Raw genomic sequence first — 14521 nt, 5'->3', positions numbered from 1 at the left:
GCCTACAGCTTGGCGGCACCGATGGCCGTGGACAATGCCGCAACGGCGCAGCGCTCACAGCGGCACCCGTTGCACGACCGTGACGGCATCCAGGCGGGTGCGCAGGGTGATCAGCAGCTGCAGAGCGCCGTCGTGGACCACCGCGTCCTGCAACTCCAGTCGGATGCCTTCGCCGAGCGCGTCGATTGCGATCGGGGCGTCGGTCCAGGTGCGTCCGTCGGCCGACCGGGACAGGGTGAGCGTCCGCTGATCCTCGGCGAGGACGAGCTGCAGGAACTCCTGTTCACTCGCCGACATCAACGTGGCCTCGTAGCTGCCGGGAAACGCCTGGAAGCTCCAGTGCCGTCCGTTGTCGTCGGAGCGCCACACCGCTCGGGTGGTCCGTTGGTCGTCCTTGCCGCGCACCATGCCTTGTCCGAGCAGTATGCCGCCGACTTTGTCCAGGCTGGTGACCGTGGCGTCCGGATACTTGCCGGACGTCAGCGGCACCAAGCGCCAGTCGCGGCCGTTCGGTGCAACCCAGGCGGCCGGACGCGGGCGATCCGCCTCACCGGTATCGCCGACCGCGACCAGCCCGCCCCCGACGCTCACCACCGCTCGCAGTTCCCGGCCGCGATTGTCCAGGCCGTGCAGGTCGTCCAGTGGGTCGCGGCGGCCGTACCAGTCGCCGCGGGCGCTGACCTTGGTCGGACGGCCCGGCGTCCAGTTGAAGCCGTCGGTGGAGGTGAAGGCCAGTCCCGACCGCCGGATACTGCCGTTGATGCTCCTCGCGCCGACCACCACCCATTGCCCCGAGGCCCGCACGACGGCGTTGATGCGCGACCAGTGATACTGGGCGACCCGGTTGAAGTTCTTCGGGTTGGTTCGTTTCCAGGTCGTGCCGTCGGGGGAGTGCAGGGTGAACGCCTGGTTGTAGGCCTGGCTTCCGGTGGCCAGGAAGCCGCCGTCGGGGCTCCAGGCGATCTCGTCGAGCGTTTCCTCGTCGCCGATCGGCAGGCCGTGCGGCACGCTGTAGGTGCCGGCGTCGCTCTCCCACCGCACCGGCCGGCCCTGGGCGATCCCGTAGGCGCTCAGCCGGCCGTCGGCGACGAACAGGCCTTCCGGTTCAACGGTGTCGCGTAGCCCGGCCGGCGACGTGACCTCGTCCACCCGGACCTGGGCCGGACTTTCGAAACGCCACAGCCGGTGCTGTCGTGGGTTTCCCTCCGCGGCCACCGCGAGGGCGGCGGTGTTTCCGCCGGCGGCGGCCGCTTCCGTCCAGGCGCTCACGGTCAGCGGGGGAACCTTGGCCGGCGTCCACGCGGGATCTCCGGCGAACAGGTAGTGCACGCGCAGTTCGTGCTTGGCCCCGCTGCGTCGCGACCGTTGGACGGCGACTGTCGTCGTGTCCAGCTGCAGCAACTCATCGACATCGGACGACTCACCGGCATCGGGCAGCCTCGGCGGCGCCCGCCAGGACCCGACTCCGGAGCTGGCCAGCAGGAACGGTCGGTAGCCGTCGCTGAGGTCGTCGTAGTAGCCGCCGCCGACCATGAAACCCGAGCTGGTTGCGATCGCGTAGTCGAGATAGCTGAAGAAGGCACCGGACGTGGCCGGCTCTTTGGCAGTGACTTCTCGCCAGGATGCACCCCGATTCGCAGAGGTGACCAGCAGCGAACGCTGGGACCGGCCTTTGGTCACCTCGGCGAGCGGGGTGTTGCCGACCGCGACCACGTTGTTGCCGCTGGTGGCGACCGCATTCAGCCAGCCGGTCGCGGGGGTCTTCTGAGCCGTCCAGGTGATGCCGTCCGGCGAGGTCCAGACTCCCGGAAGTGCACGCTCGTCGTTCTTCCGGCCACCCACAGCGACGAATCCTCCACCGGCGAGACCTGCCACGTCGGAGACCTCGTCACCTTGGTCGGTGTCGATCCCGCGCACCGGCGTCCGCTCCCACAGCCGGCCATCGACGCTCGTCCAGGCGAACATTGCCCGATCGGCGGTGCCCAGTGCCAGCCATTGCCGTTGGGTTCCGTTGGCGGCGACCGCGGCCACGCCGACAGCCTCCTCGCCCACCACACTCGTGGCACTCGCGGCAGGGGTCAGCGCGCCGTCCTGCCAGGTCGCACCGGCATCGGTGGAGTACCGCAGCACCGGAAAGCTGGTGCGGCCGTGCACGGTAGCCACCATCACCAGGGTCTCGCGGTCGCTCGCCATCGCCTCTACTTCGGTGGTGATGCCCGTGCCCACGTCCGGCAGCGCGGGGAACACGTCGGCGGGAAGGGCGGCGGCAGCGGACGGCACGGACGGAGCCGGCGGGTCACCGGTGCACGCCGAGAGGACGACCAGCAGGGCTGTCAGGGCGGCTAGCGGGACACGCGGGTACTTCATGGCGACACCGTAAGTGCAGACGGAGACAGTTCCCGGAGCCGATCTGAAATCTGTGGATAACTCCGCCGCTCAGTTCGGCGGGATCGGGCCCCCCGGGCGCTCCGACTGCACCAGGTCGAGCAGTTCGTGCCACAGTTCGATCTTCATCCGCTCGCGCGCATGGGACGCCCCACGATTGGCTTCGGCGGCTTCGATCCGCTGCCAGTCGGCATAGCTGGACGGCACGAAACCCCTTGCCGCGAGGGTATCGAGAAGATCGATCCGGTCGCTGCGCGGACCCATCACGGCCAGATCAGCAAGCAGCTGCTCGACCGTCTCGCGGGCGTCGGATTTGTTGGTGCCGATCACCCCGATCGGGCCGCGTTTGATCCAGCCGACCACGTACTCGCGAGGGGCCGGCCGGTCGCCGTCGAGCACCCGGCCGTGCTCGGACGGGATCACCCCGAGCAGTTCGTCGAACGGCACGCCGGGCAGCCGGACGGCTCGGTAGCCGATCGCCCGCAGCACCAGTTGGACGTCGAGCGTCTCGATCTCGCCGGTGCCCGCGAGCCGGCCGGACGCGTCCAGGGCAGTTCGCTCGACGACCAGTCCCCGGACCGGGTCACCCCGCACCTCCACCGGACGCCGCCAGAACAGGAAGTGCAGCCGGACCCGCGGCCACGGGGTCTCGGCCGCTGACGCCTCGCGCAGCACGGCGACGTTCGCCCTGGTGCGCCGGTCGAGCAGGCTCTCGTCGATGCCGTCGAACGCGTCCGGCGACACACTGACCGCCACGCCCGGCGTCCGGCACAGCTCCCGCAACTCGGTGGTGGTGAAGCTGGCATGCTGCGGGCCGCGCCGTCCGATCACCCAGACATCGCTCACCCGGGCCCGGCGCAATTCGCCCAGCACGTCCGCCGGCATGTCGGTGACGTCGAGGGCCAGCGGCTCCTTGATCAGGATCCGGGCCACATCGACCGCGACGTTGCCGACGCCGATCGCCGCCACCTGGGTGACCCCGGTCAGCGACTGCGGCTCGGCGTCCGGATGGCCCGAGTACCAGGCGACGAACTCGCGGGCCGACCGGCTGCCCACCGCGTCCTCGCCGGGCACCCCCATCCGCAGGTCCTCACTTGCCCCGAGCGCATAGATCACCGCGTCGTAGCCGGCCAACAGTTCTTCACGGGTGACGTCGCGGCCGACCGCGACCAGCCCCAGGAACCGGACGGCCGGACTGTCGAACACCCGGGCCAGCGCGTGCGCGACCGCCTTGATCGAGGTGTGATCCGGCGCGACCCCGTAGCGCAGCAGCCCGTACGGCGTCGGCAGCCGGTCGAAGATGTCGACGTCGATGTCGTTGCGCGCGGTCAGGAACTGGGCCGCGAACAGCCCGGACGGCCCGGCGCCGACGATCGCGACGCGGTAACGGGGTTCCGGCATGGCCGCACCCTACCGGCCGGAACGCCCTCGCCCGGCTCCGCCGAACCCCGAGGTCAGAAGAACTTCCGCGCCACCACAGGGGCGTAGCCGAGCAGCTGTCCCAGCGCGTTCGGATGGAAGGCGACCACGTGTTCCGGGCCGTTGATCCATGACCGCTTGGCGCACCAGGCATGGTTGGCGAACGCCGCGGTCGGGTCCGCGAACCGGGCACCGACGGAGTACGCGATCCGCCGCAGCCGCTGGTTCAGCAGCCCGACGGTGGCGTTCATCTCGCTCTGCTCGGCGGCGGAGTACTCTGCCGGCGGGCTGCAGTCCTTGCCGCTGAACAGCCGTGGGTAGCCGACGACGATCACCCGGGCTTTGGGTGCGCGCGCCCGGACGCCGGCGAACAGCGTGCGCGCATCATCGGCGAATTTGCTCGAAGTCAGCTCGGCCGCCGCCACTTTGACGGCGCCGATGCAGGTGGCGTCATTGCCCGGCAGCCCGCACAGCCGAAGGATCGGCTCGAACCCGATGTCGTTGCCGCCCGCCTGGACGGTCACGTAGTCGGTGGACGGCTTGAGCGCCGAAAGCTGATTGTTGGTCACGTCGGTCAACGTGGCGCCGGCGCAGGCAGCCATGGTGAGGTCCATCCGGGCGAACCTGGCAATCAGCCGCGGGTAGGCCAACGCTGAACTCAGACAGGCGTCCTGAGCCGGCGCGGCGCCGACCCCGGCGGCGAAGGAGTCGCCGAGTGCGACGTAGCTGAGCTTGGGTGGCTTGCGGTATTCGACGGTGTGCGCGGACGCCCCCGGCGCCGCGAGGGCGATCAGGGCGAGCGTGGCGACCAGACTCGCGCAGGCCCGGCGGAACATGGACATGGTGAACCCTTCCCCTCCCGTGGCGAGGCGAGATTCGCACCGTGACGCTGTCCCCAGACAGGTGGCAATTCTGCCCCCTTGCGACGTAGGGGCTGGTGGGCGCTGTGCAGAGTTGGGTTCTCAGTCTCCGACGCCGCCGTCGATCGCCTCGCGCAGCAGGTCGGCATGACCCAGGTGCCGGGCTTCCTCTTCGATCAGGTGGGTCAGGATCCAGCGCAGGCTGACCCTGCCGTGACGGCCTTCCCGTGCGGCCAGGGTGTCCAAGCCCTCGGGCCTGCCCAGCGCGGCGTCGAGCACCGCGTCTGCCCGGGCGACGGTCTGGTCGAACAACGTTCGCAGTTCGGCCGGTGAGTCGTCCGCAGCGCTGTGCCATTCCCAGTCCTGGTCGGCCGCCCAGTCCACCGAGTCCCACGGCTCGCCGATCGGCTCGCCCAGGAAGACCCCGACCAGCCAGTCGGCCTCGACCACCGCGGTGTGCTTGAGCAGCCCGCCCAGCGTCATGGTGGAGGGATGCCCGGGCATCGTCCGGGCGAGTTGCTCGGAGCTGAGGCCCTCGGTCTTGCGGCGCAACACGTCCCGCTGGAAGTTGAGCAGGCCACGTAGCGTGGCGACTTCGTCCCCGGCGAGCGGCGGCGCGATCAGTTCGGTCATCGCGGCAGTGTAGTGAGCGCCTGCGCTCTCAGCGGAAGTGCTGCCTGAGCACCCGACGCCACTTGTTGGCCGGCAGGTGCGGGTGCATCGCGGCGAGCGCGGTCGCGTACTTCGAGATCCGGTCGGGACGGTGCCCCAGCGACCAGAGCAGCCGGTCCATGCCGGCTGGACGGCCGGCCGACTTGGTCTCGATGATCGCCAGCTCCGGACGGCTCAGCCACCCCCCGGTGCGGACGTCCCACCACGTCAGCCCGGTGTCGATCGTCACCCGGGACGCCGTCGGCTCGTGGAACAGGGTGACCCGCCGATAGTCCACCCGCAGCGACGGCGTCAGCGCGCCGACCGCGACGTTGCGGACGCGGGCGTCGCGCAGCGTCTCGGCGACGAACCCCGCGCCGGCCTCGCCGAGGCGTCCGTCGATCAGGTGCTCGCCGGGCAGCCGGTGCTTGACGGTCTGCTCGCGGAGCCTGGTCTTCACCTCCAGAAACGCGGCCCCATTGGACTCGTAGCGACGGGTGCGCACCTTGAACCGCCGCCGGCGCTCGCGAGCGGCCAGCAGGAAGGTGTCCAGGCCCGCGCTGTCCAGGTACACCGAGGTGTAGCCGAGGTTCTGCACGCCGTCGATCTCCAGCACCCGGGTGCTGGTCGGGTCGACCAGTTCCAGGGCCATCGCGGCGTCCGCCGTACTCAACGCATACTTGCGGTCGGTGCGGGTGAGCAGGCTGCCCCGCGCGATCAACTCGTCGAGATCGATGCTGGGCAGGGCGGCGACGGACAGTCCAGTGCTTGCGGTGATCATGTTCCTCAGCACATCGTCCGCCGCTGTGCGTCGGCTGTGCTGTGCTGGGCAACCTCCCGTGAGCGGGCGAAACCCGACTCGAGTGACCAGGAGAACCGTCCCCGGTGACCAAGAGAACCGTCCCCGCGGTCACCGGGGACGGTTCTTCCGGTCACTGGGGACGGTTCTCCTGGTCACTCAGGCGCTCGCTGGGCTCAGCAGGTCGGCCAGCGCAACCGGCTGCGTGACCATCGGCCAGTGTCCAGAGTCGAGATCGACCAGGTCGAGGTGCTTGGCCTTCGCCAACTCGGGCAAGTCACCGGCGGCGAGCCAGCCGCGCGCGTCGTCCGGGGTGAACTCGGGGCAGATCAGCGTCACCGGCACCTGGTAGCGCTCGTCGTTCCCGAGTCGGACGGTGCCCAGCGCGACCCCCTCTGGTACCGGGATCATCGCCGACGCCAGCCGCTCCCGGGTGCCGGGGTCGAGGTCGGCGGCGTCCGGGCCCTCGAAGGCCGGCCAGCCGGGGAACGGCATCGCGCCGTCGACGATCGGTAGGAAGTCGGCGTAGGCGGCGCCGTCCGCGACCGGGAAGCCTCCGATCAGGACGACCCGGGCGACCGGACGCCGATCGGCCGCGATCCAGGCCAGGGACGCCGCCGCCGAATGCCCGACCACTACCGGCGACTCGGCGCAGCCGTCCACCGTGGCCAGTACGGCCGCGACCTGGTCATCAAGCGTGGCGGCGGTATTGCCGTCGCCCTGACCGGGCAGCGCCACCGGCAGGCCGCGGTGGCCGAGCCGGTCGAGTTCGGTGACCACGTCGTCCCAGATCGCGGGGGTCAGCCAGAGGCCGCCGATCAGAACAATGTCACTCATCGCTTCTCCTTCGGGTCGACTGCGCACCACGCTAGGCAGGTATCCGGACGATCAGCGTCCGCAACCTGCCTACGATGATCGGCATGGACGCCAGCCCGACCGCCCGTGCGCTGCGCACCCTCGACCTGATCCACCAGCGACCCGGCATCCGCGCCGCCGAACTCGCCGATCGGCTCGGGGTGACCGAGCGGGCGGTCCGGCGCTATGTGGGCACGCTACGTGAGGCCGGCATCCCGGTCACCGGCACCACCGGTCCCTATGGCGGCTATCAGGTCGGACGCGGCGTCCGGCTGCCCCCGGTGGTGTTCAGCGGTCCCGAGGCGCTGGCCCTGGTGATGGCGGTGCTGGACTCGCCCGGTGGCGCACCGGCCCCAGACAGCATGGCCGGAACCGGGGTGGCCAAGCTGCTGCGCGCGCTGCCCGATTCGGTCGGACGCCCCGCAGGCCAGTTCTGGCAGCACATCGCGGCCGCGCCGTCCACGATGCCGCGCCCGGACGTGACCATCACGTCACGGCTGGTCGAGGCGGTGGCCGCCGGCCGCTGCGTCCGGATCGCCTACCGCAGCGCCGCCGGGCACGAGTGGACCAGCGACATCGACCCCTGGGCGGTTGTGGTGCGCTACGGCCTGTGGTACCTGCTCTGCCGCAACTCCGCCGGCGAACGGCGCAGCTACCGGGTCGACCGAGTCGGCTCGGTGGATCTGCTCAGCACCCCGTCCCAGGTGCCGGCCGACCTGGACGCCGTCGCCGTGCTGGAACGCAGTCTCGGCGAGGGCTGGGCGCTGTCCACCCGGGTCCGGTTCCAGGGGCCTGCCGAACGGGTCCGGCCCTGGTTGCGCGCCCCGATGGGAACGCTGGACGCCGACGGCGACGAATGCGTCCTGACCGGCACCACCAGCGACCCGCAGATGTATGCCGCGGAGTGGCTGGCGCAGGTGCCGTTCCCGTTCCTGGTCGAGGAAGGCCCCGAATTGCGAGCCGCGGTGCGGGTGTTGGCTGAGCGGTTCGCCGGCGCGGTGCGCTGACCCCGTTGACCATCGGATTTCCTCCGATATCATCGCAGTGATATCGGAGGTGGTTGATGTGGAGCAGATCCTCATTCGCAATTTGCCCCAAGGAACCAAGGCCGCCCTCAAGGTGCGCGCCGCACAGCATCACCGGTCGGTGGAGGCCGAAGCGCGGGGGATCCTCGCGGACGCACTCGCGCACGATCCGTTGACGATGGTCGAGTTGCTCGTGTCTAACGAGAGTGCCGACATCGAGTTCGAACCCGGGCGGCTCGGGCTGACCGCGCACACCCCTGAACTCTGAGTTCGCCATGCGCTACATCCTGGACACGAATGTCGTCTCGGCGCTCAGGGTTCGAGGTCGCAGTCCCTCGGTGGAGGCGTGGGCGTCCTCGGTGCCGGCGGTCGATCAATTCGTGACCGCGACGGTCCTTGCCGAGATCGAACGCGGCGTGTTCGCGAGAGAGCGAACAGACCCGCGCCAGGGCGAGATCCTGCGTCGTTGGTTCTCCGATCAGGTGTTGGTGGCGTTCGCCGGACGGGTGTTGCCCTTCGACCTCGCTGCCGCGCGGATTCTGGCCGGCTACCGGGTGCCTGAGCATGCGCCACTGGACGATGCGCTCATCGCCGCCGTGGCTGAGGCTGCCGGCATGACTGTGGTCACCCGCAACGCCCGGCACTTCGAACCGCTTGGCGTCGCATGCATCAATCCTTGGGAACCCCATTGATAGCCGGCGCATTCCGCCGGAACGCTTGCGTTCGGCCAGCTGGTTTGTGATGCTTTCCGCGGACGCCGGGTGGCGTCGGAGTGCCCAGGAAGGAGGTCCGGTCATGGCTGCACGGGTTGCCCCTGCCCTGATCGTCCGACCATTCCTGGAGCACCCGCATGCACTTCCTCAACCTGGGGATTCTCGCCCACGTTGACGCTGGCAAGACCAGCCTGACCGAACGGCTGCTGTTCGAGTCCGGCACCGTCGACCGCCTCGGCCGGGTCGATCTCGGCACCACCCGGACCGACTCGATGGAGTTGGAGCGCCGCCGCGGCATCACCATCCGCACCAATGTGGCGTCGTTCGTCCGCGGCCGAACCCAGATCAACCTGATCGACACCCCCGGCCATTCCGACTTCATCGCCGAGGTGGAGCGCAGCCTCGCCGTGCTGGACGCCGCCGTGCTGGTGATCTCGGCGGTCGAGGGCGTCCAGCCGCAGACGGTCGTGCTCTGGCGGGCGCTGCGCCGGCTGAAGGTGCCGACGCTGCTCTTCGTCAACAAGATTGACCGGGCCGGCGCCGACGCCGGCCGGGTCGTCGACGAGGTGCGCCGCCGGCTCGTGAGGGGCGTCGGCGAGGTGATGGTGCTGTCCGGCACTCGAGCCGAGGGCGGTCCGGACGCCGCAGCGACAGCGGTGCCACTGACCGCGGACGCCGTGCTCGAGGTGCTCACTCGGCATGACGACGAACTGTTGGCTGAGGTGGTCGACGACCGCTGCCCCGCCCGTCATCGGCTCGCGCAGCTGACCCGGCGGCTGGTCGGCCGCGGGGCGCTGGTGCCGGTGCTGGCGGGCTCGGCGCTGACCGGGGCCGGCGTCCGGGACCTGCTGGACGCGTTGCCGACGCTGCTGCCGTGGGCGCGGCCAGCCGCGTCCGCCCCGTCCGCGCTGGTGTTCAAGGTCGACCACGACCGGGGACGCCGGACGGCGTGGGCACGGGTGTTCGCCGGCGAGCTCGCCCTCCGTCAGCAGGTCAGTGCTGGCGGGGAGCGGGCGCGGCGGATCACCGGGTTGCGCCGCGCGGCGGCCGAGGGATTCGTCCCTGCCGACCGGGTAGGGGCAGGTGAGGTGGCCGCTCTCCACGGAGTCGACGCGTTGCGGGTCGGCGACTGGATCGGTGCCCCGCTGGCCGGACGGGTGACCCGGGAGTTCCCGGCGCCGGGGTTGGAGGCGATCGTCGAGCCGGTGGACGCCGGTCAGCGCGGCGCGCTGAACCGGGCGCTGTCCGAACTGGCGCAATCCGATCCGCTGATCAACCTGCGGGTCGACCCCGACCGTGGTGAACTCGCCGTCTCGTTGTACGGCGAGGTGCAGAAGGAGGTGATCGGCAGCCTGCTGGCCGAGCAGTTCGGCGTCCGGACGCGGTTCAGCGACACCAGCATCGTCCATGTCGAACGGGTGCTCACCTCAGGTGAGGCGGTCCACCTGATCACCGAGTCGACGACGCCCTACCTGGCCACGCTCGGCGTCCGGGTCGAGCCGGCGCTGGCGGGGGCCGGGCTGTGCCGGCGACTGGAGGCCGAGCTCGGATCGATGCCGCCGGCCTTCTTCGAGGCGGCCTGGGAGGGCGTCCGGGCCGGCCTGGCCCAGGGCCGATTCGGCTGGGCGGTGCCGGACGCGGTGGTGACGATCACCCGGACCGGCTACTACCCGCGGCAGAGCCACGCGCACCAGAAGTTCAGCAAGGCCATGTCGTCAGTGGGCGCGGACTTCCGCAACCTCGCGCCGATGCTGGTGCACCGGGCGCTCGCCGCGGCCGGCACGGAGGTCTGCGAGCCGATCGAGCGGTTCACCCTCGAGATCCCGGTGGGGAGCCTTGCCGCTGTCATCGCGACGTTGGGCCAGTCCGAGGGCCTGATAACCCAGACGATGCAGGACGGCGAACGGCTGGTGCTCTCCGGCACTGTGCCCACCCGCCGGCTGCTCGAACTCGCCCGCGGACTGCCGGACCTGACCCGCGGCGAAGGCGTGCTGCAGACCGAGATCGACCACGACCAGCCGGTCATCGGGACGCCACCCGTCCGGAACCGGGTCGGCCCCGATCCGCTCGATGCCGAGACCTGGTGCCGCGAACGACCCCGCTGAGGAGGCTGCCGGGTCAGCCGCGCCGGCGGATGAACTCGCGCCGGGCGTACTGGCCCAAGGCGTAGGTGAAGTAGCCGTCGGCAGCGGCACCCACGCCCCCGCCGACCAGCGGGATCCGCTTGGCCACCTGCACCACGACATGCTTGCCGGCCATCTTGGTGCCGAGGTCGCCGAAGACGCGTTCGCTGACCGCGTGCTCCAGGGCCGGGTCGAACACCGGCGCCGTGGCGACGCCCATCGGCGTGCTGGGCAGCCGTCCGGACGCGACCCGCTTGCGCACCTCGTCCTCGCCGAGCATGGTCAGGGTCAGCGCGGACCGAACCCGCCGGTCGTTGACGTCGTAACCGCGCAGGTGGGCGATGCCGGCGATCATCCGCATCTGGACGATCGCCAGCCCGGCCAGGTTCGCCGGCAGCGCCACCGGCAGGGTGATCAGGCCACCGAGGTTGGTCAGGAAGCCCTGGGCGCCGGCCAGTCCGACGTGCTGCCGGATCAGGCTGTCGAGCGCGGCCTCGTGGTCGCCCCGGGACTGCAGCGCCCGGGCCGCCGCGTCCTTGGCGCCGGGGATCGTCATGTAGCCGTCGATGGCGAACTCGAGAATCTGCCGGAGCCAGTTGCCAGCGACCTCGGGGGCGCGCTGGACGAGGGTCTTGCCGGTGGCCGGGGTGGAGCTGGGTTCTTGAGCGGACATGCGGTCACTCCTGGGTGTCGCGGGCTGCGCCGTCCACCCTACTCACGGCTCACCCCCCGGCTATCCGGGGTGACCCCGCGGCATCCCTGGGCCGGCAATCTGGACCGCGGGGACGGTTCTTTCAGTCCACTTTTCTCCGGGAGTGGTCCGCCGGGACGGTTCTTTCGGTCCACTTCGCGACAGCATCCTCGGCAGGTCCGGCGTCCGCGAGAGCGATCGAAGCGCGGATGCCCGGGTCGGTGGAATCGTCTGTGCCGGATGGCACAATCGTGCAATGAGTCGCCCGGGCATCTTCGGACCGCCGCGGGACTGGCCGGCGCAGGACCTGATCGGGCTCTCCGACGAGCTCGACCCGGACCTGGTGGTGCTGGCCTACCGCTGCGGGGTGTTCCCGATGCCCCTACACAACTCGTGGTTCCCGGCCCGGATGGGCTGGTGGTCGCCGGTGCGGCGCGGTGTGCTGCTGCCGGACGGCGTCCGGCTCACCCGGTCGCTGCGCCAGTCCGCGAAACGCTATCTGACCACCGTTGATGCGGCGTTCCCTCAGGTGTTGGCGAGGTGCGCCGACCCCAGCCGTCCGCACGGCTGGATCGACGACGACATCGTCGACGCGTTCACGCTGCTGCACGAGCGCGGGGTGGTGCACAGCGTCGAGACCTGGACGCCGGACGGGCGGCTGGCCGGTGGGCTGTACGGGGTGTCGCTGGGCGGTCTGTTCGCCGGCGAGTCGATGTTCCACGATCCTGAGATCGGGCGGGATGCGTCCAAGGTGGCGTTGCTGCGGCTGGTCCGGGCGATGCAACGCGACGACGGACCTGAGCGGTTGATCGACGTCCAGTGGCGCACCGATCACTTGGGCTCGCTCGGGGTGATCGAGATCGACCGCGACGAGTACCTGGCGACACTGGACGAGCTGCTAGCCCTGCCGGCGCCCGACTGGACGGCCGAACGCGCGCTGACCGAACCTGGATGGGAGGCCCACCATGCCTGAACTGCCCGAGGTGGAGGCACTGCGGTCCTTCCTGACCGACAAGCTGACCGGCGCCACCATCGCCCGCACCGAACTGCTGGCGTTCAGCGCGTTGAAGACCTTCCAGCTGCCGCTCTCGGCACTGCAGGGCGGTGAGGTCGAACAGGTGCGCCGCTACGGCAAGTTCATCGCTATCGATGTGTCCGGCAGCTGGCTGGTGTTTCATCTGGCCCGGGCCGGCTGGCTGCAGTGGCGGGACGCAATGCCGGTCAAGCCCGCCCGTCCCGGACGCGGACCGCTCAGCCTGCGGGTGGTCCTGGCCGACGGCGCCGGCTTCGACCTCACCGAAATGGGCACCCAGCGCAAGCTGGCCGTCTATGTGGTGGGCGACCCGCAGGAGGTGCCGATGCTGGCCAGCCTCGGGCCCGACCCGCTCGCCGACGAGTTCGATTCCGACGCATTGGCGGCGATCCTGACCAAGGCCGGACGCGCCCAGCTCAAGGGAGTGCTGCGCGACCAACGGGTGATCGCCGGCATCGGCAACGCCTACAGCGACGAGATCCTGCACGCCGCGAAGCTGAGCCCGTTCAAGCCGTCCAACGCCCTGTCGGCCGACGAGCATGCCCGGCTGTTCGCGGCGATCAAGGACGAGTTGCACGACGCCATCGCCCGCTCAGTCGGACGGGCGGCGAAGGAGTTGAAGGGCGAGAAGAAGATCGGGCTGCGAGTGCACGGCCGGGCCGGTGAACCCTGTGATGTGTGCGGGACTCCTATCGCCGAGGTCTCGTTCGCGGATTCGTCGCTGCAGTATTGCCCCACCTGTCAAACCGGCGGCAAACCACTAGCCGACCGGCGGATGTCCAAACTGCTGAAGTAAAGTCGCCTCGGTTCTGGACCGAGGGGACGGTTCTCCTGGTCACTGGGGACGGTTCTCCTGGTCACTGGGGACGGTTCTTTTGGTCACCAGCCGAGGGCGTCCATGACCGAGGGGACGTTCTTTTGGTCACCAAGAGTGGATCAAGGGAACCGTCCCCAGTGACCGGGGAGGACCGTCCCTGGTGACCAAGGGAACCGTCCCCGGTGACCAAGGGAACCGTCCCCGGTGACCAGGAGAACCGTCCCCAGTTACCAGGAGAACCGTCCCCTCGGTCACCAGCCGAGGGCGTCCAGGTCGGCGAGCAGGGCGGGGACGCTGCGGTCGCCGAAGTGCCGCACCTGCAACAGCCGGTGGTGCAGCCCGAGCACTCGGCGGCGGTCGTCGAAGTCGTCCGGGATCGGCCAGTCGTGCTCGTACGCTTCCCAGAACTCCGGCGGAAACGGGTGGGTGCTGGATCCGAGCATGCAGGACAGGTCGAGTTCTCGGTCGGCGAAGGACACCTCCGGGTCGATCACCCACCGTCCGGCCACGGTGTTGCCCAGCCAGAGGTCGCCATGGGTGAGCGACGGAACCGGACGGCTCGGCAGCGACTCCTGAATCGGGCCGTCGCAGGCCCGCTGCAGCCGGGTCACGATCGCGGCAGGTATCGCCGGATCGCTCAGGTGAGTGCGGACGCGGTGTTCGGCGAAGAAGGTCGGCCAGTCGTCCAGCCAGCCGTTGGGCTGGACGAACCGTCCGCCGCGATTGTCCAGGTGCCAGCCGTAACGCGGACCGGTGCAGCGGTGCATCCTGGCCACCGCCGTCCCGAGCCCGGCCCAGTCCGGCGGACCGTCCAGGTACTCCAGCACCAGCCGCGTATCCGCCACCGCCAAGACTTCAGGGGTGGGCACTCCGGCCCTGCGCAGCGCCGCCAGCCCGTCGGCCTCGACCGCCGCCGGGTAGGGACAGTCCTTGACCACAACCCGGCGTCCGTCGCTCAGCGTCGCCAGCCGGGTGTGTCCCACCCAGCCACCACCCAACGGCTCCAGCGTCGCCGGCGCCGGCAACCCCGCCGGCCAGCCGTCCAGCGTCGTCGCGGCGTCCATCGCCGCACGTTAGCGCAGGGAGCTCGGCCGGTCGCCGAACGAGGATGCGTTGACGACCCCGAACGTCAGCTGGCGACCGATTCGGG

The 14521-nt window shown here is 70.2% G+C and carries 14 protein-coding genes; 6 read left to right on the top strand and 8 right to left on the bottom strand.

The window, feature by feature from the left end:
• Nucleotides 1–54 precede the first annotated feature (54 nt).
• The 6 genes from QM711_RS17855 to QM711_RS17830 all read right to left on the bottom strand — a co-directional run bounded on the left by QM711_RS17855 (nucleotide 55) and on the right by QM711_RS17830 (nucleotide 6951).
• Entirely contained in the window at nucleotides 55–2367 is a 2313-nt protein-coding gene (locus QM711_RS17855) for a hypothetical protein (protein ID WP_415101816.1), read from the bottom strand.
• A 69-nt stretch (nucleotides 2368–2436) separates the two neighbouring features.
• Nucleotides 2437–3786, bottom strand: coding sequence for an FAD-dependent oxidoreductase (locus tag QM711_RS17850; RefSeq protein ID WP_415101814.1), 1350 nt, complete (start codon nucleotides 3784–3786; stop codon nucleotides 2437–2439).
• Between the two features lie 53 nt (nucleotides 3787–3839).
• Nucleotides 3840–4646 (bottom strand): SGNH/GDSL hydrolase family protein, encoded by an 807-nt coding sequence (locus tag QM711_RS17845; RefSeq protein ID WP_415101812.1) that lies wholly within the window; start codon nucleotides 4644–4646, stop codon nucleotides 3840–3842.
• A 120-nt stretch (nucleotides 4647–4766) separates the two neighbouring features.
• On the bottom strand, nucleotides 4767–5297 hold the full coding sequence (locus QM711_RS17840; RefSeq protein ID WP_415101810.1) for a DinB family protein: 531 nt from the start codon (nucleotides 5295–5297) through the stop codon (nucleotides 4767–4769).
• Nucleotides 5298–5325: 28 nt separating this feature from the next.
• Nucleotides 5326–6096 (bottom strand): VTC domain-containing protein, encoded by a 771-nt coding sequence (locus tag QM711_RS17835; RefSeq protein WP_415101808.1) that lies wholly within the window; start codon nucleotides 6094–6096, stop codon nucleotides 5326–5328.
• A 177-nt stretch (nucleotides 6097–6273) separates the two neighbouring features.
• Nucleotides 6274–6951, bottom strand: a complete 678-nt coding sequence (locus tag QM711_RS17830) for an alpha/beta fold hydrolase (protein ID WP_415101806.1) — start codon at nucleotides 6949–6951, stop codon at nucleotides 6274–6276.
• An 83-nt stretch (nucleotides 6952–7034) separates the two neighbouring features.
• On the opposite strand from QM711_RS17830, the gene QM711_RS17825 reads away from it, so the two are divergent.
• The 4 genes from QM711_RS17825 to QM711_RS17810 all read left to right on the top strand — a co-directional run bounded on the left by QM711_RS17825 (nucleotide 7035) and on the right by QM711_RS17810 (nucleotide 10812).
• Nucleotides 7035–7976, top strand: coding sequence for a helix-turn-helix transcriptional regulator (locus tag QM711_RS17825; protein ID WP_415101804.1), 942 nt, complete (start codon nucleotides 7035–7037; stop codon nucleotides 7974–7976).
• Between the two features lie 58 nt (nucleotides 7977–8034).
• Nucleotides 8035–8262: a FitA-like ribbon-helix-helix domain-containing protein gene (locus QM711_RS17820; protein WP_415101802.1), complete on the top strand. Its 228-nt coding sequence runs from the start codon at nucleotides 8035–8037 to the stop codon at nucleotides 8260–8262.
• Nucleotides 8263–8269: 7 nt separating this feature from the next.
• Nucleotides 8270–8686, top strand: coding sequence for a type II toxin-antitoxin system VapC family toxin (locus QM711_RS17815; protein WP_415101800.1), 417 nt, complete (start codon nucleotides 8270–8272; stop codon nucleotides 8684–8686).
• 158 nt (nucleotides 8687–8844) lie between these two features.
• Entirely contained in the window at nucleotides 8845–10812 is a 1968-nt protein-coding gene (locus tag QM711_RS17810; protein WP_415101798.1) for a GTP-binding protein, read from the top strand.
• Between the two features lie 13 nt (nucleotides 10813–10825).
• Here the strand turns inward: QM711_RS17810 and QM711_RS17805 are convergent, their stop codons facing one another.
• On the bottom strand, nucleotides 10826–11503 hold the full coding sequence (locus QM711_RS17805) for a hypothetical protein (RefSeq protein WP_415101796.1): 678 nt from the start codon (nucleotides 11501–11503) through the stop codon (nucleotides 10826–10828).
• A 274-nt stretch (nucleotides 11504–11777) separates the two neighbouring features.
• Between QM711_RS17805 and aat the strand changes: the two genes are divergently transcribed.
• Both aat and QM711_RS17795 read left to right on the top strand, forming a co-directional pair.
• Nucleotides 11778–12494, top strand: coding sequence for a leucyl/phenylalanyl-tRNA--protein transferase (gene aat / locus QM711_RS17800; protein WP_415101794.1), 717 nt, complete (start codon nucleotides 11778–11780; stop codon nucleotides 12492–12494).
• Nucleotides 12487–13350 (top strand): Fpg/Nei family DNA glycosylase, encoded by an 864-nt coding sequence (locus QM711_RS17795; RefSeq protein ID WP_415101792.1) that lies wholly within the window; start codon nucleotides 12487–12489, stop codon nucleotides 13348–13350. The genes aat and QM711_RS17795 overlap by 8 nt, the downstream gene beginning before the upstream one ends.
• A gap of 272 nt (nucleotides 13351–13622) precedes the next feature.
• Here QM711_RS17795 and QM711_RS17790 read toward each other — a convergent pair whose 3' ends face one another.
• Nucleotides 13623–14435, bottom strand: a complete 813-nt coding sequence (locus QM711_RS17790; protein WP_415101790.1) for a fructosamine kinase family protein — start codon at nucleotides 14433–14435, stop codon at nucleotides 13623–13625.
• Nucleotides 14436–14521: the final 86 nt, after the last annotated feature.

Source organism: Micropruina sp., assembly GCF_047602385.1.
Lineage (GTDB): Bacteria > Actinomycetota > Actinomycetes > Propionibacteriales > Propionibacteriaceae > Micropruina.
Note: the sequence above shows the minus strand (reverse complement) of the source record. Positions and strands in the feature narration are given on the sequence as shown.

What these genes read in the sequence shown, in the direction of transcription:
- QM711_RS17810 (WP_415101798.1), top strand. Translation starts at nt 8,845, where the DNA reads ATGCACTTCCTCAACCTGGGGATTCTCGCCCACGTTGACGCTGGCAAG.
- aat (WP_415101794.1), top strand. Translation starts at nt 11,778, where the DNA reads ATGAGTCGCCCGGGCATCTTCGGACCGCCGCGGGACTGGCCGGCGCAG.
- QM711_RS17840 (WP_415101810.1), bottom strand. Translation starts at nt 5,297, where the DNA reads ATGACCGAACTGATCGCGCCGCCGCTCGCCGGGGACGAAGTCGCCACG.
- QM711_RS17805 (WP_415101796.1), bottom strand. Translation starts at nt 11,503, where the DNA reads ATGTCCGCTCAAGAACCCAGCTCCACCCCGGCCACCGGCAAGACCCTC.
- QM711_RS17835 (WP_415101808.1), bottom strand. Translation starts at nt 6,096, where the DNA reads ATGATCACCGCAAGCACTGGACTGTCCGTCGCCGCCCTGCCCAGCATC.
- QM711_RS17790 (WP_415101790.1), bottom strand. Translation starts at nt 14,435, where the DNA reads ATGGACGCCGCGACGACGCTGGACGGCTGGCCGGCGGGGTTGCCGGCG.
- QM711_RS17825 (WP_415101804.1), top strand. Translation starts at nt 7,035, where the DNA reads ATGGACGCCAGCCCGACCGCCCGTGCGCTGCGCACCCTCGACCTGATC.
- QM711_RS17850 (WP_415101814.1), bottom strand. Translation starts at nt 3,786, where the DNA reads ATGCCGGAACCCCGTTACCGCGTCGCGATCGTCGGCGCCGGGCCGTCC.
- QM711_RS17855 (WP_415101816.1), bottom strand. Translation starts at nt 2,367, where the DNA reads ATGAAGTACCCGCGTGTCCCGCTAGCCGCCCTGACAGCCCTGCTGGTC.
- QM711_RS17815 (WP_415101800.1), top strand. Translation starts at nt 8,270, where the DNA reads ATGCGCTACATCCTGGACACGAATGTCGTCTCGGCGCTCAGGGTTCGA.
- QM711_RS17830 (WP_415101806.1), bottom strand. Translation starts at nt 6,951, where the DNA reads ATGAGTGACATTGTTCTGATCGGCGGCCTCTGGCTGACCCCCGCGATC.
- QM711_RS17795 (WP_415101792.1), top strand. Translation starts at nt 12,487, where the DNA reads ATGCCTGAACTGCCCGAGGTGGAGGCACTGCGGTCCTTCCTGACCGAC.
- QM711_RS17845 (WP_415101812.1), bottom strand. Translation starts at nt 4,646, where the DNA reads ATGTCCATGTTCCGCCGGGCCTGCGCGAGTCTGGTCGCCACGCTCGCC.